This is a genomic window from Rhodoferax sp. ZS1R8, assembly GCF_056521325.1.
Genome location: NZ_JBWMBA010000008.1, coordinates 26,398 through 43,515, shown reverse-complemented (window position 1 = coordinate 43,515; position 17,118 = coordinate 26,398). Strand labels below are relative to the sequence as shown.

Below are 17,118 nucleotides of genomic sequence, written 5' to 3'. Positions count from 1 at the left end.
TCGTGCGGCGTCTTGCTCATCTGCGCTGGGCTTTGCCCACGCCCACGTTGTCGATCAGGCGGTGCAGGTGCGTCAGGTCCACCGGCTTGGTCATGTGGGCGAAGAAACCAGCCTGGGCTGCCATCTGCTGGTCGCTGTCTTGCCCCCAGCCCGTGGCGGCGATCATCATGACCTCGTTGCCCCAAGGTTGCGCGCGCACGCGCTTGGCGACCTCGTAGCCGTTCAGGATGGGCATGCCGATGTCCAGCACGGCTACGGACGGGCGGTGTTGCTCAATCAGTTGAAAGGCCTGCTCGCCGTCGTAGGCCACATGCACAGTGTGTCCGGCAGCGCCGATCAGCTCGGCCAGCGTCCAGGCGCCGTCCAGGTTGTCGTCCGCCAATACGATGGTCTGGCCGGCCGGGCGCGGCACGTGCTGGCGCCGCTCCCCGGATTGGGCTGGTGGCTCTGCCGGCGGTGCGTCGACCAGCGGCAGCGTCACGCGGAACTCGCTGCCCTGCCCGACGCCCCTGCTGCTGGCAGTGATGCGTCCGCCATGCATGTTGACGATGCTGCGTGCCAACGCCAGGCCAATACCCAGCCCGCCTCTGGCATCCCCGGCATTGGTGCCCTGGGTGAACATGTCGAACATGCGTTCAATGTCTTCCTCTGCCATCCCCTTGCCGTTGTCGGCCACGCCGATGATTACCTCGCGCGAGCCGACCTCACAGGTCAGGCGGATGGTCCCTTTGGGTGGCGTGTATTTGGCTGCGTTGCTCAGCAGATTGACCACCACCTGGGTCAGGCGCAGCGCATCGGCGTTGACGGTGACTTGTCCGTCTGGAAGGCTCCACGCCAGCGTGTGGTTGGCTGCGTCAAATAGCGGCTGCGTGGCGTCCACCGCGTTTTGCAGCACCTGGGCCAGGGGAGTCGGCTCTACATGCAGCATGAACCGGCCCAGCGTCAGGCGCGAGCTGTCCATCAGGTCGTCCATCAGCAGTTTCATGTTCAGTGCCTGGCGGCGCAGAATCTTGACTGCTTCGTCGCGCCGTCCGCTCTCCAATGCGGGCGAGGCCATCATCTCCGCCGCACTGGCAATGGACGCCAGCGGGTTGCGCAGCTCGTGCGACAGCACGGCAATGAAGCGGTCTTTCGCCGCGTCGGCCTTTTCCAACTGTTCGCGCGCACTTTCGGTTTGCGCCAGCGCTTCGGCCAGTTCCTGTTGGACGCGCTCTTGCGCCAGCCGGCTGTCCCGCGCAGCGGTCTGGTCGCGCAAGATTTTGACGTAGCCGGCCAATGCGCCGCTGCTATCGAGCATGCGCATCAGCACACCGCTGGCCCAGAATCGGCTGCCGTCCTTGCGCAAATGGAAGCGGTCGTCGGCGGCACGCCCTTCCGTGTGCGCGGTCTTTGCCTCCCACGCCGGCACACCCGCCTCGCGGTCTTCGGGAGTGAAAACCACATCTGCGCCCTGGCCCAGCATGTCGGCTTCGCTGTAGCCCAGCAGGCGTTCGGCGCCGGGGTTCCAGCCCGTCACCTCCATCGCAGCGTTGGTGGTAATGATGGCATATTCACGGGCGCTGTCCAGCAGCAGGCGCATGCGCTCTTCGCTGTATTGCAGGGCCTGCTCAGCCAGCTTGCGCGCCGTGATGTTGACAAAGGACACCACCACCCCGGCGATGCGGTCGTCCAAGGTGCGGTAGGGCAGCACCCGCGACAGGTACCAGGCGCTGTGGCCCTGTGACACCTCGCGTTCAATGGGGACCAGGCGCTCGAGCACGCGGCGTGCATCGTCGTTAAGGTCGGTGTACTCCAGCTGGCTGGACAGGTCTGACAGCGGTCGCCCCAGGTCTGACGGGATCAGGTTGAACAACCCCACAGCCGACGGTGTGTAGCGCGTGATGCACAGCTCACGGTCCAGGAAGATGGTGGCAATCGCGGTGGCGTCCATCAGGTTGTGCATGTCACTGTTGGCGTGGCCCAGCTCGTCGACCTTGTTCTTGAGTTCCTGGTTGACGGTGATCAATTCCTCGTTGATGGATTGCAACTCTTCGCGCCCGGTTTCCAGCTCTTCGGTGGCTGAGCGCAGCTCCTCGTTCATGGCCTGCAATTCTTCGTTGCTGGCCTTCAGCTCTTCGGTGGAGGCCTCGTGCTGCTCGACGTTGTCGCGCAGGTGGTTCTGCAGCCGCTCCAGCTCGCGCTCCAGCTGGTGCGATGCGGCGTCCGGCATCGGGCGTGGCGCCGCGGTGGGACCGGTCGTATTTTCTACCGGGCTGGTGCCAAACACCACTACATAGAAATTGCCCGGAAGGTCCTGGCCCGGTGTCACGTTCAGGGTGACGACCTCCTCGCGGCCATTCACCTCCAGCATGATTGCCGGCACCGTCACGCTGGCGCCGCTCTGCGCACACTGGTACAAGGCACCCCGCAGCTCTATGCGCAGCGCCAGGTGCACCACACGCAGCAGGTTGCTGCTGTGCTCACCGGCGCCGTATTGCAGGAACCGCCCGGCGCTCTGCGACACGTGCACGATGTCGTATTCGCTGTCCACCAGCACCGACGGCGGGCTCAGTTGCTCCAGCAGTTTCAGGTGCAGCTCGGACCAGGACCCGGTGGGGTCCACCTGGCGGCGGCCCCGCAGCGGGTGCTGTGCCTGCCCCGCGTCGACGGATCCTCCGGCCGGCACCCCGCCGTCGCGCGCGCGGGCTTGTGCCTCCTGGGCTTGCTCAAGGTCCTGCGCCCGCGCGCGCGCCAGCGTTCCGGGTCCGGGGTCCCGCTGTGGCAGTACGCCGCGTTGGCCGGGGCTTTGGGCGTAGATGCGGTGCTTTTTGTCCAGCGTCGTGAACAGCGTGCTGGCGTCGTCTACCGACTCCGACGTGCCCAAAAACATCAGCGCGTTGGGCAGCAGCGCGAAATGGAAGGTTTCAATGGCACGTTGCTGCGCCACACGCGTCAGGTAGATCAGCAGGTTGCGGCAGCTCACCAGGTCCAGCCGCGAGAACGGCGCATCCCGCATCACGTCATGCGCGGCAAACAGCACCATCTCACGCAATTCGCGGCGCACCCGGTAGCCGTTGTGCTCTTTGACGAAATAGCGGCGGAGCCTTTCTTCGCTGACGTCCGCGGAAATGGCCATCGGGTACAGGCCTTCGCGGGCCACCTGGATCGCCTCGGTGTCCAGATCGGTCGCAAATATCTGCAACAACGGAGGCGCGTCCAGCGTGCGTGCATATTCGCTCAGCAGCATGCCCATCGAGTAGGCCTCTTCGCCAGTGGCGCAGGCCACCACCCATATGCGCACAGTGTCGTCGGGCCCTTTGCCGTGGAAGATCGTGGGCAGCCGCAGCGTCAGTGCATCAAAGCTGTGGGCATCGCGGAAAAAATTGGTCACGCTGATCAGCAGGTCTTGCAGCAATGCGCCTGCTTCGCCCGGGCGCTGCCGAAGTGCCTCCAGGTACTGCTGCAGTGTGTCGGTGGCGTTGACCTGCATGCGCCGTGCGATGCGCCGCAGTATCGTGGCCCGCTTGTAGTAGCTGAAGTCGCGCCCGGTGCGCGTGCGCATGAAGGCCAGCACCTCGCGCAGCGCATGCTCGTCCACACCCGCATCTGCGGCCGGGGCGGGCAGGGCCGGCTGTGGCCCTTCTTCAGAGGGAAGGCGCAAACGGGCTTCAGCCTGACAGTATTGCTCCATGCGTTTTGCCATGTCGGAAGCTGGCAGCACCCAGTCCACCATGCCGGTGTTGATGGCAGTGCGCGGCATGCTGGGAAACTCGCACTCTTGCGGCTCCTGGGCAATGGTGAGCCCCCCGCGCTCCTTGATGCGCTTGATGCCGACGGCGCCGTCACCGTCTGAGCCCGACAGCACCACCGCTATCGCGTGCGGGCCGTAGTTGTCGGCCAGTGTGCGGAAAAACATGTCCACCGTAACATGGCGCGGCCGCCGCGGGGGCAGGTCGGTCACGCGCAGGTGGCCGTCGGCTATGTGCAGCAGCTTGCCGGGAGGTATCACATAGACGGTGCCGGGCTTGACGCGTGTCGTACCATCGATCTGTATCACCGGCAGCGTCGTGGAGCGCTGCAGCAGCTCTGCCAGCCGGCTTTCGTGCTCGGGCGACAGGTGCAGCACCACCACATAGGCCAATTGGCTGTCTGCCGGAACATGGGCAAAGAAGGTCTGCAGCGCCTGGATGCCGCCGGCAGAGCCACCCAGGCCCACGACGTACTCTTGTGTATACCCACTGGTCAAGACGTTGTCATCCAGCGGCGCGTTGTCTTCCTCCGCCTGGTCGGGCGCTGTGTCATCGTCTTGCATAGTTTTCTTTCTTTGCCGATGGTGTTTTGCCCTACCCGGTAGCGAATTATGCGTGGCTGCGGCTCCCGCCCACGCGGTGGTCGATTATTGGCCCGCAGATTGCCAACGCTTTGTTGGCCACCACACAGACATTGCATATTAGCGCCACGGAAACTCACCCGACAGCGCAGATGCATGCACACCAGGCCCAAGGCACGATGTTAAGCCAAATGGGGCTCTAGCCCTCGTGGGGATAGCGTAAGCAGCTATGGATTTCGTAGCAATCTTATGGACCACGGGGAAACCATGCGGCTGGCTTAAACTGCCTTGCGACATTCACCACACAGAGTAGGACCATGAGCATCGTCACAGGCAGTGCCATTGCGCGCGAAGAGGCCGAAACCCCACCGGCCATCGGCTCGGCAACCGAATTTCTGAACGGCGGCGGCGAGATGGGCTCCCGCATGCGGGCCTACGATTGGTCCACCACGCCGCTGGGCGCGCCACAAGGCTGGCCGCAAAGCCTCAAGACCGTTGTGCGCGTCATGCTGGATTCCCGCTTTGCGATGTGGATGATGTGGGGAAGGGACGGTACATTTTTTTGCAACGATGCCTACCTGCCCACGGTGGGCCTCAAGCGCCATTGGGTACTGGGCGCCCGCGCCGACCGCGTGTGGGAAGAAATCTGGGGCGACATCGGTCCGCGCATCGACCATGTGCTGAGCACCGGGGAGGCCACGTGGGACGAAGCGCTGCAGCTGTTCCTGCGCCGCAAGGGTTTTGACGAGGAAAGCTTCCACACCTTTTCTTATAGCCCGGTGTACGACGATGCCAACCGCATAGCCGGCATGCTGTGCGTGGTCGTGGAGGTGACCGAGCGCGTGCTGGCCGAGCGCAGGCTGCAGATGCTGCGCAATCTGGCTGCCGTGTCCATGGCCGCGGCCAGCACTGTGGCGCGGGCCGGGCAGCTGATGATGGAAGGCGTGGCCGCAGCCCCGCTGGACATACCCTTTGCCGCGATGTACCTGATGGAAGAGGGCAGCGGTGCGGCCCGGCTGGTTGCGCAGACGCGGGTGCCGGCCGCCGGTGCGTTGCCACCTGTGCTGGGTGTTGCCCTGCCGGAGGCTTTGTTTGCCACGACGCCGGGCCGCCCGATAGCGGGCCAGCAGCAGACGCTGGAGGCATTCTGGCCGGGTGTGGTGGTGCAGGGCCCGTGGGGCGACCCGCTGCTCCAGGCGCTGGTGCTACCGCTGCGCGGCGCACGCCGGGCCGAGCCCTTTGGACACCTGGTGCTGGGCGCTAGCACGCGCTTGCCGCTGGACGCCAGCTACCGCGACTTCATGGCGCTGGTGGCTGATCAGTTTGCATCGCAACTGTCGGATGTGCAGGCCCGGCTGGACGCCGAAAAGCGCGCCCAGGTACTGGCCGAGCTGGACCGCGCCAAGAATGTGTTTTTCAGCAACGTCAGCCACGAGCTGCGCACTCCGCTCACGCTGCTGCTAGGCCCGATAGACAACCTGCTGGCGCGCACCGAGTTGGCGCCCGATGTGCGGGGCGAGCTGGCGCTGGCCCAGCGCAATGGTGCGCGGCTGCGCAAGCTGGTCAATTCTTTGCTGGACTTCTCGCGCATAGAAGCCGGCCGGGTGGAGACGCATTTCCGCCCCACCGACCTGAAAACCTTTACCGCAGACCTGGCCGCAGTGTTCCGTTCGGCCGTGGAGCGGGCCGGCCTGTACCTCAAGGTAGACGTGCAGCCGCTGACCGACACTGTGTATGTAGACCGCGACATGTGGGAAAAGGTGGTGCTGAACCTGCTGTCCAACGCCTTCAAGTTCACGTTTGACGGGGGGGTGGACGTGATATTGCGCAGCGTGGGCCGCACTGCCGAGCTGCGGGTGCGTGACACCGGCGTGGGCATTGCCGCTGACGCCTTGCCCAAGATATTTGACCGCTTCGAGCGCGTGTCCGGCCAACGCTCGCGCACCCAAGAAGGCACGGGCATTGGCCTGGCGCTGGTCAAAGAGCTGGTGAAGCTGCACGGTGGCAGTGTGTCTGCCACCAGTGCGGTGGGGCAGGGTACGACGATCACGGTGTGCATCCCGCTGGGCCGCGCCCACCTGCCACCCGACCGTGTGGACGAGCGCCCGGCCCTGGATGCCGTTGCGGTAGACGGCGCAGCCTTCATTGACGACACCCTGCGCGCCGGCAACTCCAGCTTCCGCAAGGCCGAGCGGGCGCCGGTGGCCGCGGCAGACGGTCAGCGTGCGCACGTCCTGGTGGTGGACGATAACGCCGACATGCGGGGCTACATCCAGCGGCTGCTGCTACCGCACTGGCGCATCAGCACCGCCGCCAACGGCCGTGAGGCGCTGGCGTCTATTGCGGACACACAGCCTGACCTGGTCTTGACCGACATGATGATGCCGCACCTGGACGGGCGCGGGCTGATCCAGCAGCTGCGTGCCGACCCGCGTACCCAACGCCTGCCGGTCATCGTGCTGTCGGCGCAGGCGGGGGATGAGGCCCGCGTTGCCGGGCTGCAGGACGGTGCCGACGATTACCTGGTCAAGCCGTTTTCCACGCCTGAGTTGTTGGCCCGTATCGAGGTGCAGCTGATGCGCTCGCGCATGCACCGCTCTGCAGAGCTGCACAACAAGCGCCTGGCCGATGTGTTCCGCAATGCGCCGGTGGGTGTGGCGGTGTTGCGCGGCACAGAGCATGTGTTTGAGTTTGCCAATGCCATCTATTCACGCTTTATCGGTGGCCGCGAGGTGGTGGGCATGCCGATACGGGAGGCATTGCCGGAGCTGGATGGCCAGGGCATCTACGAGTTGCTGGACATGGTCTACACCAGCGGTGAGGCCCACCTGGGCCATGCGGTGCCGGTGTGGTTGCTCAATCCAGAGTCCGCAGAAATGGACCAGCACTATTTTGAGTTTGTGTACCAGCCGCTGCCGGCGGACGACCACAGCGACGCCGGCATTGCAGTGGTGACGGTAGACGTGACCGAGTTGTCCACTGCGCGCAATGCGGCCGAGGCCGCCAACCGCAGCAAGGACGAGTTCATTGCCATATTGGGTCACGAGCTGCGCAACCCGCTGGCACCCATCACCACCGCCCTGCATTTGATGAAGCTCAATGCACCCGACGTAGCCCAGCGCGAGCGCGCGATCATCGAGCGCCAGGCCAAGCACATGGGCCGCTTGGTGGACGATCTGCTGGACGTATCGCGTATCGCGCGCGGCAACCTGGAGCTGTTCAAGTCTGAGGTAGAACTGTTCACCATCGTTGGCAAGGCCCTGGAGACGAGCCAGCCCTTGATCGAAGCCAAGCAGCAATACCTGCGCGTCGAGGTTCCGCCCAGCGGATTGCTGGTGCTGGGCGATGCCACACGGCTGTGCCAGGTGGTGTCCAACCTGCTCAACAATGCCGCCAAGTTCACTGGCCGCGGGGGCAGCATCAAACTGCGCGCCTGGACCGAGGACGGCGATGCCGTGCTCGCTGTGCGGGACAGCGGCATTGGCCTCGCTGCCCATGAGATCGACCGCGTGTTCGAGTCCTTTGTGCAAGGGCGCCAGGAGCTGCACCGGCCCCAGGGCGGCCTGGGCCTGGGCCTTGCCATTGCGCGCAACCTGGCGCGGCTGCACGGCGGCAGTATCTCTGTGACCAGCAAGGGCGCAGGCCTGGGCAGCGAATTCACGCTGCGCCTGCCTTTGTGTGCGCCAGCGCAGGAACCGGTACTGCAGCCCCAGACCGCCGCCGCACCGGCAAAAGCGGCCGCCGTACGGATACTGCTGGTGGATGACAACGCCGACGCTGCACAGTCGCTGGCCGAGCTGTTGCGGCTGATGGGCCACCAGGTGCTGCTGGCGCTGGACGGACCCACGGCCTTGGGCATCATGGCGTCCGGCGCGGTGGTGGACGTGGCCGTGCTTGACATCGGGCTGCCAGTGATGACCGGCTACGAGCTGGCCGGGCGGCTGCGCCAGCACGAAGCGGATACCGGTGGCGGCCACCGCATGCGCATCGTGGCGCTGTCCGGCTACGGGCAACGCAAGGACATGGCGCTTGCCAGGCAATGCGGGTTCGACGCGTATCTGGTCAAGCCCGTGGATCTGGACCGGCTGACACGCACCATTGCCGGTGCGGGGACGGTGGATGAGCTGCTGAAATAAGATGGCGCCCATGAACCCTTCCACGCGCATGCCGGTCTTGTTTGTGTCCCACGGCGGAGGGCCGTGGCCCTGGGTGGACGGCATGCAGCAGATGTTTGCCAAGACCGCCCGTGAATTTGCGGCGCTGCCATCGCGCCTGCCTGCCAAACCTATGGCCGTGCTGGTAATCACCGGCCACTGGGAGGCAGCACAGTTCTCGGTGTCGACATCCGAGCACCCGCCTATGGACTACGACTACTCCGGCTTTCCGGAGCACACCTACCGGCTGCAATACCCGGCGCCGGGCATGCCCGCCTTGGCCAGCCGCGTGCAGACGCTGCTGGGCCAGGCGGGTTTCGACAGCGCAGGCGATGCAAAGCGCGGGTTCGACCACGGCACCTTTGTGCCGATGAGCCTGATGTACCCCGATGCCGATGTGCCGGTGGTGTTGCTGTCGCTGCGCAGCGACTATTCGGCTCTGGACCATATCCGCGTTGGGGCAGCCATCAGCAGCCTGCGCGACGAAGGTGTGCTGATCATGGGCAGCGGGCTCACGTACCACAACATGCGCGGCTTTGGCCGCAGTGAGTCTACCCCCGTGTCGGAGGCATTTGAGGCCTACCTGCACACGGCCATCAGCCAGCCGGACGCGACCCAGCGCAACGCGATGCTGGCCAATTGGGAGCGGGAGCCGCAGGCCCGCCTTGCACACCCGCAGGAGGACCACCTGCTGCCGTTGATGGTGGTGGCCGGTGCGGCGGGCAGCGATGTAGGCCACCGCGTTTTCGTGGACCATGTGATGAGCGTGGCCATGGCCTCTTACCAGTTTGGCTGAGCATGCACACGCTGAGCATTCATACGCGTTGGGGCACTGGGCGGTTGCGCAATGCGGTGCGTGTCTGCGCTAGCCGCACACGATTATTGTGGGTGAATAGGGCTGCAGCCCCCGCAGGAATAGCGTAAGCCGCTATGGAAATTAGAGCATTTATGGGCAGCGCACTGTATTGCCTACCGCCAGCTGGCAGAACTTGCCGTCCCCCCGGAGCAGCGAATTACCCTGTTGCTTGAAATAGCGCTGGCCCGTTTCGTCCGTGCACTGGTTGCCGCTGCACGTGCTGATACGCGGCGGCCCCATAGTCCGCACCGAGGGCCGCAGCACCACCACCGGTGGCTCCGGCTTCACGTCTGCCCCGTGGCAAACCGCTACCTGCCGCGCCTTGTCCCTGGGTGAGGCTGCCGTGCGCTCCACATTGCGCACGCACTCGCGCAGAGCCGCATTGGTCACCCCGGTTTGGCGCTGGCTCGCTCCGGCCGTGCGGCACGCTGCAAACAGTTCGGCCCGCGCGTCTTCCGTGACGGATTGGCGTTCCACATCGCGCATGCAGTTGGAGTAGGCGGCCTCGTCGCTCTGGGCCTTTTGGGCCTCCTGCTTTGCAGCCGCAGCAGCCTGGGCTTGCGCCCGCTGGCGGCTACCCGCCTCAGCCGCCGCTTGCTCGCGTTGTGTGGTCTCTACGTGCGAGGCGGCGGCCTTGTCCTTCTGGGCCTGCTCCCGCAGCGCCGAGCCATCCACCGTATTACCCGTGGTGTCCACGGGCTTGACGGACTGCGTGCTGTCCGGGCACGCGACATTGCTGTAGGTGACCTTGCCGTCGGCGGCGGTGCATTTGATGGTTTGGGCTTGGGCGGGAGCGCAGACAACGGCGGCAACTAAGGTGGCGATAAGCAGAGAGAAGTGCATAGGTCTACCTCCTTCGGGTCCGAAGTCTTGCGCTTGCATGTGGTCGCGGCGTGTGGGCCCGGCAATCACTCAGGGCGCGGGGGAAGGTTTTTTGTCTTTTCCAAGTCTGGCATCTCAGTGCTGACATTGAATTCTTTCCGGACCCCACCGCCATTAGCGTCTTGACGCACGTTGTAGTTTCCTCTGGGTGAGTAGGAAATGGAGCTCCCGTTGGAGCATCCCCCGAGCAGTGCGCCACTGGGGTAATAGGTGTTTATGCAGGGAAGACCATTTGTAATAACAGACACGATTACGGTCCCATCCGCCCCGAAAGCCCCGATCAATGGGGCCCCAAGCGAGGATGAGCATCCTATTTCTGTGCCGTAAACATTGGTCGATGCGTCTATGTACACGCGCTTCACGTTGCAATATCCAGGGTAGCTTACGAAATATGGGCCCGTGTCAGCCCAGGCAGATTGAGACAGCGCAGCCGCGCCGACTAGGGCCAAACGTGCAAAAAAACTCATTATTTCCTCCCAATTGATCAATACACCTGTCCGTTTAAGACAGCAACGAACACCCGTTCGCTGCCATCGAACTCTAAACTACAAATTCTGTCGACGCCACAGTGGGTGTTTCTGAAAGCGGCAACACAAATATTGCTGTGCCTGAGGAGCTGGGAAGCTCGGAAATCGGGAGGAAAGGCGTGAAATTGACGGGATGGTCCCGCTGACAGGAATCGAACCTGTATCTAGCACTTAGGAGGCACTCGTTCTATCCATTGAACTACAGCGAGACTGGCGGCATTGTAAGGGTGCCGCAGCAGCCCCAGTCAGTTGGGGACAGAGCTGAAGGTCTGCCCCGCAAACACATTATTTTGTCAAGTGCCGCATCGCCTCTTCCAGCCCCTTGATGGTCAGCGGGTACATGCGGTTGTGCATGATCTGCTGGATGACGCTGATGCTCTGGCGGTACTGCCACACGCCCTGGGGTTCGGGGTTGATCCACGCGAACTTGGGGAAGGCATGGAGCAGGCGCTGCAGCCACTCGGCGCCAGCTTCAGGGTTGTTGTATTCCACGCTGCCGCCGGGTTGCAAGATCTCGTAGGGGCTCATCGTGGCGTCGCCAACAAAGATTAACTTGTAGTCTTTGTTGTACTTGCGGATGATGTCCCAGGTGTCGAACTTCTCGGCAAAGCGGCGGCGGTTGTTCTTCCACATGAAGTCGTACACGCAGTTGTGGAAGTAATAGAACTCCAGGTGCTTGAACTCGGTCTTAGTGGCGCTGAAAAGCTCTTCCACGCGGGCAATGTGCTCGTCCATCGTGCCGCCCACGTCCATCAGCAGCAGCACCTTGACATTGTTGTGGCGCTCGGGGCGCATCTTAATGTCCAGGTAGCCGGCGTTGGCTGCGGTCTTACTGATGGTGGTCTCCAAGTCCAACTCGTCCTCATGGCCTTCGCGGGCAAACTTGCGCAGGCGGCGTAATGCCACCTTAATGTTGCGCGTGCCCAGCTCCTGGGTGTCGTCGTAGTCTTTGTAGCTGCGCTGGTCCCACACCTTGACGGCGCTCTTGTTGCGGCCTTTGTCCTGGCCTATGCGAATGCCTTGGGGGTTCTGGCCGTAGGCGCCAAAGGGGGATGTACCACCGGTGCCTATCCACTTGCTGCCGCCTTCGTGGCGTTCCTTTTGCTCTTCAAAGCGCTTTTTCAGCGTCTCCATCAGCTCGTCCCAGCCCAGCTTCTGGATCTTGGCCAGCTCTTCGGGGCTGAGGTTCAGTTCAAGATTCTTGCGCAGCCACTCCAGCGGCACTTCTTTGGTGAAGTCGGCCACCATCTCAATGCCCTTGAAGTAGGCGCCAAAGGCACGGTCGAACTTGTCGTAGTGCTTTTCGTCCTTCACCAGCGTGGTGCGGCTCAGGTAATAAAAGTCGTCTATCTTGTAGCCGCTGGGCTCGCTGTCATCTTCGGGCTGCGATGTGTTGGGACCGACCACGCCTTTTTGCAGCGCTTCGATCAGCGTCAGGTATTCCTTGACCGATACCGGCAGCTTGGCCGAGCGCAGGGTGTAGAAAAAATCAAGCAGCATGGTGCGGCTCCTTTAGTCCTTGTTCTTTTGCCGCGCGCGCCAGCCACGCGCCAGCTGCAAACCCAAGCCACCCCCTATGCCGGACAGCAAGATGCCACCCATGCTGGTATTGCTGTAGCCTTTGGCAAAGATGTCCCAGCCCAATAATTGCCCGATCCAAAAGCCCAGCAGTGCGCCGCCCACAAAGCCGATGGCGTCGGATAGGCCTTCCAGCCACAGGTTGTTCTTCATGGCGGGTTAGCGGTTGTTGCGTTGCATGAACATCAATTTTTCGAACAAGGTGGTGTCCTGTTCGTTCTTCAGCAGCGCGCCAACCAACGGGGGCACGGCCATCTTGTCGTCTTTGCTTTGCAGGGCTTCGGCTGGGATGTCTTCGGCCAGCAGCAGCTTGAGCCAGTCCAGCAGTTCGCTGGTGGAGGGCTTTTTCTTCAGGCCGGGCAGGTTGCGCACGTCATAAAACGTCTTCATCGCCGCATTGAGCAGCTCTTTCTTGATGCCGGGGAAGTGCACGTCCACAATGCTTTGCATGGTGGCTGCATCAGGGAACTTGATGTAGTGGAAGAAGCAGCGGCGCAAGAAGGCGTCGGGCAGCTCTTTCTCGTTGTTGGAGGTGATGAACACCAGCGGGCGGTGCTTGGCCTTGATCAGCTCGCGGGTCTCGTAGCAATAAAACTCCATGCGGTCGATTTCGCGCAGCAGGTCGTTGGGGAATTCGATGTCGGCTTTGTCGATTTCGTCGATCAGCAGCGCAACCGGCTTGTCGGCCGTAAAGGCCTGCCACAGCACGCCCTTGATGATGTAGTTGTGGATGTTCTTGACGCGCTCGCCACCGTCGATGTCAGACAGCTGTGAGTCGCGCAGACGACTCACAGCGTCGTATTCGTACAGGCCCTGCTGGGCCTTGGTGGTGGATTTGATGTGCCATTGGAGCAGCGGCATGTCCAGCGCCTGGGCCACTTCCTCGGCCAGCATGGTTTTACCGGTGCCAGGCTCGCCCTTGACGAGCAGTGGGCGCTGCAGCGTGATGGCCGCATTAACCGACAGCATCAGGTCCTGGGTGGCGACGTAATTCTTGGTTCCGTGGAATTTCATGGTGTAAAGCGCGCTGGGCGACGGTGAAAGGGGGGCATGCCGCGCGGGGGCTGCGCAAGGCGTGAGACGCTGGTCGATATAATCAGTTTTAGATTTACATCAAACATTGTCTGATTGTCCTTGCAAAATGAACAAACTGTTGCTGCCCGTTTTAGCCGCCATTGTCGCTTCCGCGACCACTTTTTCTGCGTTCGCGCAGGAGATCAAGGGAGATGCCAAGCAAGGTGAGACAAAAAATGCAATGTGCATTGGCTGCCACGGCATCATTGGCTACCAGGCCAGCTTTCCTGAAATCCACAAGGTGCCCAAGATCTCGGGCCAGGGCGGTAAATACATTGCTTCCGCCTTGAATGCCTATAAAAAGGGCGAGCGCAAGCACCCCACGATGCGCGGTATTGCAGATTCTCTGACCGACCAGGACATTGCCGACTTGTCAGCCTACTACGAAGCCAGCGGCGTGGTTGCCGGTGCACCGGCACCCGGCAAGGCGGATGGCGGTTCCGCTAAGGCCATGGAGCTGGTGACCAAAGGTGGATGCGTGTCCTGCCACGGCGACAATTTCAGCAAGCCGCTGGACCCGTCCTACCCCAAGATCGCCGGACAGCACAGCGATTACCTGTACGTTGCCCTGAAGGCCTACAAAACCGAGAACAATCCCCAGATCGGCCGCGGCAACGCGATCATGGGCGGTATGGTGAAACAGTTTAGTAATGCGGAACTCAAAGAGCTGGCCAACTACATTGGCAGCTTGCCTGGCGAGTTGAAAACCGTTCCGCAAGCCAAGTTCAAATAACAACCTGAAAATACTAAAAGCCGCTAACGACGTTAGCGGCTTTTTTTTCGCAAAAATTTTCTCTTATGCAAAACATTGTGATCGTGGGCGGGGGCGCCGGGGGGCTGGAATTGGCCGTGCGTCTGGGCAAGAAGCTGGGCAAGCCCCAAAAAGCGCGCATCACGCTGATCGACGCGGCCAGCACCCACGTGTGGAAGCCGCTCTTACACCAGGTGGCCGCCGGCACGCTGGACAGCCATGCCGATGAGCTGGAGTATTTTGCGCTGGCCCGCAAACACCACTTCGAGTTCCGCCTGGGCCGCATGGACGGCCTGTCGCGTGCGCAGAAGCACGTCACGCTGGCGGCTTCGGTCGATGAAGAGGGTGTGGAGGTGCTACCCCGCCAGACTATTGCCTATGACCAGTTGGTGATTGCGCTGGGCAGCCAGACCAACGACTTCGGCACGCCTGGCGCGCGTGAACACTGCGTGATGTTGGACACACCGGTGGCGGCCGAACGCTTCCACCGGCGGCTGATCAACTCCTGCCTGCGCGCACAGGCCCAGGGCAAGGCGGCGGGCGAGGGGCGCTTTACGGTGACCATCATCGGCGGCGGGGCCACGGGCGTGGAATTGTCGGCCGAACTGCACATGACGACCAAGATTTTGTCGTCGTACGGGCTGCGCAATTTCAACCCCGAGAAGGATTTGAAGATCGTCATCGTGGACGCCTCGCCTCGCCTCCTTCAGGCGCTGCCGGAGCGTTTGTCGACCGCCGTGGCGCTGGAGTTGCGCAAGCTGGACATTGAAATCCACACGAATGAGAAAGTGGTGGAGATATCGACAGAAGGCGTCAAGATGGCCAGCGGCACCTTCATCCCCAGCAGCATCGTGGTGTGGGCGGCGGGCATCAAGGCTGCAGATTTTTTGAAGGATATCGACGGACTGGAAACCAACCGCAGCAACCAGCTGATGGTGCAGCGCACGCTGCAGACCACGCGCGACCCGGCCATCTTCGCGATGGGGGACTGTGCCGCCTGTTCGCAGGGCGAGGGCAAGCCTTTGGTGCCGCCGCGCGCGCAATCGGCGCACCAGCAGGCGTCGATGATGGCCAAGTCTCTGGTCCGGCTGCTGCAAGGAAAATCCTTGCCCGAGTTCACGTACAAAGACTACGGCTCACTGGTTTCGCTGGGCGACTACAGCACTATAGGCAGTCTGATGGGCGCCATTGCCAGCGGTTCGGTGTTCATCGAAGGCTACATCGCGAAGTGGATGTACTGGTGGCTGCACAAGCACCACCAGATCGCCGTGAATGGCCTGTTCCATACGTGGTTGACGACCTGGGCCGAGACGATCGACTGGGCGAAGAACCCGCGTATCAAGCTGCACTAGAGCGGCGGCTAGGAGCCAGGGCAGCGGGGCGTTCTGCGCAGGTAAAGGAGGAGCCCGAAGGGCGGGGGACACGGAGCAGAACGCTCCGCTGCCCTGGCTCCTAGTCCCTTGTTGCCTGGCGCTGCACGCAGGCGATGTAAGCATCGCCCTGCGGCGGGCGGCCAGCCTGCTGGCTCTCCCACAGCATCTGGCCCAAGCACTCCATGGCCTCGTGGTGGGCTTGGTGCAAAGAGTCGCGTTTATGGGTCAACAATTCCACCGCCTGACGGATGCCGCGGGGCTGGTCGATGCTGCACTGCTCGGTGATGGACAGGTGCATCGACAAATGCAGAAACGGGTTGGTGCGGCCCTCTTGCACCTCGCCCATGCTGGCCAGTGCGGCGTCTACATCGGCAAAGTCGGCAGCGTATTCCGGGTGCTCATCCATCCACTGGCTTGCTATGGTTTCAATAGCTTCTAACGGAGCACCCGCGAGGGCTTTGGCATAGACGGAGCAAAAAAACTTGCGGACATCGGCTTGGGACGGACTGAACATTGCAGAAGGTTACCATGCCCTCCAAAACCTCCGCATCAGGCTGCGATCAGGGCGTGAAGAGCAGACCGTAGTCCTCTGCAAAGGTGTTGCAGGCGGCCAGCATGCGCTGGCGTTGTCGCTCTACGTCGGCAGGGCGGCTGCAGGCAAAGTGGGCGTCGTTGCGGGCATAGCGCGCCAGGGCCTCGGACACACACAGCGCATCCCACGGCGTGGCGCCGGCTACTGCTCGCAGGGACGGCCGCCGCGTATGGGCCTTGTAGTGTGCCCAGCGGGCCAGCCGGTTGGCCAGGGCTTTAGGCTTGCCAATGCTGCGCACCAGCGGGCGGTCAGCAACCATCGGCGCAAACGGGCGGTTGATGGTGGCCAGCCAGTCTTTCCACTTGAACTCGTTGAAGCGGTGGGCCAGTATGCAGGGGGCCCACGGTATGGCCATGGCGTCGGCACAGATGGCGCCATGCAGAGACTCGGCCATGATGCGCGAGCAGGCGCGGGTTTGGGCAATGACTTCGCCGGGTGACAGGCGCGGGTTGATGGCGACCATACCGGCGTGGGCGGCCACCTGCACCCAGTCAAAACTGTCCCAGGTGCGGTAGTGCGGGATCAGGCCGACCGGGCCGTTGGGATTGCCGCCGCAGCCCGCCTGCAGCTCGGGCCACAACACGGCCGGGTCGCCCAGCGCCAGTTCACTGGACAGGCCAAACTCATGCGCCGACAGCGGGCCACGGACCCATCGGAAATCCCAGTTGGGGTCAGGCAGTGCAGCACTGGCTTCGCCCAAGCCTGAGCCCAGCACAATTTTCTTCAGAGATCGGTCGTGGCGCCCGTCCAGCAAGGTGCCGATGCCGTAGACCAGAATGCCCTCTTTGCGGTGGGTCAGGTCGGGGAATAATCGGTCCCACACCATGGTATTGAGGGCATCACCGAAGTTGCCGCCGGCAATCGGGCAGTATTTGATTTGCATGCAGGGCAGTATCAAAGTCCACATTGCAAAAACTGTTTCTGGTCTGTGAAGTGCGGGTAAAGATTGCGGGAACCACCACTCAATTTGCGGAACCGTAGTCCATTTGTGTGGTCAGAGCGTTAAGAGGGTTCCTGCGGCT

The 17,118-nt window shown here is 62.6% G+C and carries 11 protein-coding genes and 1 tRNA gene; 4 read left to right on the top strand and 8 right to left on the bottom strand.

What is annotated here, in order from left to right; translation table 11 throughout:
* Window positions 1-16: 16 nt before the first annotated feature.
* The gene (locus tag AC097P_RS21840) at window positions 17-4,291 is read right to left on the bottom strand and encodes a chemotaxis protein CheB (RefSeq protein ID WP_479612555.1); all 4,275 of its coding nucleotides are present in this window, start codon (window positions 4,289-4,291) and stop codon (window positions 17-19) included.
* A 335-nt stretch (window positions 4,292-4,626) separates the two neighbouring features.
* Here AC097P_RS21840 and AC097P_RS21835 point away from each other — a divergent pair, with 335 nt between their 5' ends.
* Window positions 4,627-8,445, top strand: a complete 3,819-nt coding sequence (locus AC097P_RS21835; protein ID WP_479612554.1) for an ATP-binding protein — start codon at window positions 4,627-4,629, stop codon at window positions 8,443-8,445.
* Between the two features lie 10 nt (window positions 8,446-8,455).
* Complete coding sequence (locus AC097P_RS21830; RefSeq protein WP_479612553.1) at window positions 8,456-9,259, top strand: DODA-type extradiol aromatic ring-opening family dioxygenase; 804 nt, start codon at window positions 8,456-8,458, stop codon at window positions 9,257-9,259.
* A gap of 150 nt (window positions 9,260-9,409) precedes the next feature.
* Here the strand turns inward: AC097P_RS21830 and AC097P_RS21825 are convergent, their stop codons facing one another.
* The 5 genes from AC097P_RS21825 to AC097P_RS21805 all read right to left on the bottom strand — a co-directional run bounded on the left by AC097P_RS21825 (window position 9,410) and on the right by AC097P_RS21805 (window position 13,320).
* The gene (locus AC097P_RS21825) at window positions 9,410-10,162 is read right to left on the bottom strand and encodes a DUF4124 domain-containing protein (RefSeq protein WP_479612552.1); all 753 of its coding nucleotides are present in this window, start codon (window positions 10,160-10,162) and stop codon (window positions 9,410-9,412) included.
* A 700-nt stretch (window positions 10,163-10,862) separates the two neighbouring features.
* Window positions 10,863-10,937, bottom strand: a tRNA-Arg gene (locus tag AC097P_RS21820).
* A gap of 76 nt (window positions 10,938-11,013) precedes the next feature.
* The gene (locus tag AC097P_RS21815) at window positions 11,014-12,228 is read right to left on the bottom strand and encodes a vWA domain-containing protein (protein ID WP_479612551.1); all 1,215 of its coding nucleotides are present in this window, start codon (window positions 12,226-12,228) and stop codon (window positions 11,014-11,016) included.
* A gap of 12 nt (window positions 12,229-12,240) precedes the next feature.
* Window positions 12,241-12,459: a hypothetical protein gene (locus AC097P_RS21810; RefSeq protein ID WP_479612550.1), complete on the bottom strand. Its 219-nt coding sequence runs from the start codon at window positions 12,457-12,459 to the stop codon at window positions 12,241-12,243.
* Between the two features lie 6 nt (window positions 12,460-12,465).
* Complete coding sequence (locus tag AC097P_RS21805; RefSeq protein ID WP_479612549.1) at window positions 12,466-13,320, bottom strand: AAA family ATPase; 855 nt, start codon at window positions 13,318-13,320, stop codon at window positions 12,466-12,468.
* Between the two features lie 127 nt (window positions 13,321-13,447).
* On the opposite strand from AC097P_RS21805, the gene AC097P_RS21800 reads away from it, so the two are divergent.
* Both AC097P_RS21800 and AC097P_RS21795 read left to right on the top strand, forming a co-directional pair.
* The gene (locus tag AC097P_RS21800; protein WP_479612548.1) at window positions 13,448-14,113 is read left to right on the top strand and encodes a c-type cytochrome; all 666 of its coding nucleotides are present in this window, start codon (window positions 13,448-13,450) and stop codon (window positions 14,111-14,113) included.
* A 65-nt stretch (window positions 14,114-14,178) separates the two neighbouring features.
* Complete coding sequence (locus tag AC097P_RS21795) at window positions 14,179-15,483, top strand: NAD(P)/FAD-dependent oxidoreductase (protein WP_479612547.1); 1,305 nt, start codon at window positions 14,179-14,181, stop codon at window positions 15,481-15,483.
* A 100-nt stretch (window positions 15,484-15,583) separates the two neighbouring features.
* Here AC097P_RS21795 and AC097P_RS21790 read toward each other — a convergent pair whose 3' ends face one another.
* On the bottom strand, window positions 15,584-16,018 hold the full coding sequence (locus AC097P_RS21790; RefSeq protein WP_479612546.1) for a DUF1841 family protein: 435 nt from the start codon (window positions 16,016-16,018) through the stop codon (window positions 15,584-15,586).
* A 46-nt stretch (window positions 16,019-16,064) separates the two neighbouring features.
* Window positions 16,065-16,979: a glycosyltransferase family protein gene (locus AC097P_RS21785; RefSeq protein ID WP_479612545.1), complete on the bottom strand. Its 915-nt coding sequence runs from the start codon at window positions 16,977-16,979 to the stop codon at window positions 16,065-16,067.
* Window positions 16,980-17,118: the final 139 nt, after the last annotated feature.

Bases quoted from the DNA above. Each gene is read 5' to 3' on its own strand.
- AC097P_RS21840 (WP_479612555.1), bottom strand. From the start codon at position 4,291: ATGCAAGACGATGACACAGCGCCCGACCAGGCGGAGGAAGACAACGCG.
- AC097P_RS21835 (WP_479612554.1), top strand. From the start codon at position 4,627: ATGAGCATCGTCACAGGCAGTGCCATTGCGCGCGAAGAGGCCGAAACC.
- AC097P_RS21830 (WP_479612553.1), top strand. From the start codon at position 8,456: ATGAACCCTTCCACGCGCATGCCGGTCTTGTTTGTGTCCCACGGCGGA.
- AC097P_RS21825 (WP_479612552.1), bottom strand. From the start codon at position 10,162: ATGCACTTCTCTCTGCTTATCGCCACCTTAGTTGCCGCCGTTGTCTGC.
- AC097P_RS21815 (WP_479612551.1), bottom strand. From the start codon at position 12,228: ATGCTGCTTGATTTTTTCTACACCCTGCGCTCGGCCAAGCTGCCGGTA.
- AC097P_RS21810 (WP_479612550.1), bottom strand. From the start codon at position 12,459: ATGAAGAACAACCTGTGGCTGGAAGGCCTATCCGACGCCATCGGCTTT.
- AC097P_RS21805 (WP_479612549.1), bottom strand. From the start codon at position 13,320: ATGAAATTCCACGGAACCAAGAATTACGTCGCCACCCAGGACCTGATG.
- AC097P_RS21800 (WP_479612548.1), top strand. From the start codon at position 13,448: ATGAACAAACTGTTGCTGCCCGTTTTAGCCGCCATTGTCGCTTCCGCG.
- AC097P_RS21795 (WP_479612547.1), top strand. From the start codon at position 14,179: ATGCAAAACATTGTGATCGTGGGCGGGGGCGCCGGGGGGCTGGAATTG.
- AC097P_RS21790 (WP_479612546.1), bottom strand. From the start codon at position 16,018: ATGTTCAGTCCGTCCCAAGCCGATGTCCGCAAGTTTTTTTGCTCCGTC.
- AC097P_RS21785 (WP_479612545.1), bottom strand. From the start codon at position 16,979: ATGCAAATCAAATACTGCCCGATTGCCGGCGGCAACTTCGGTGATGCC.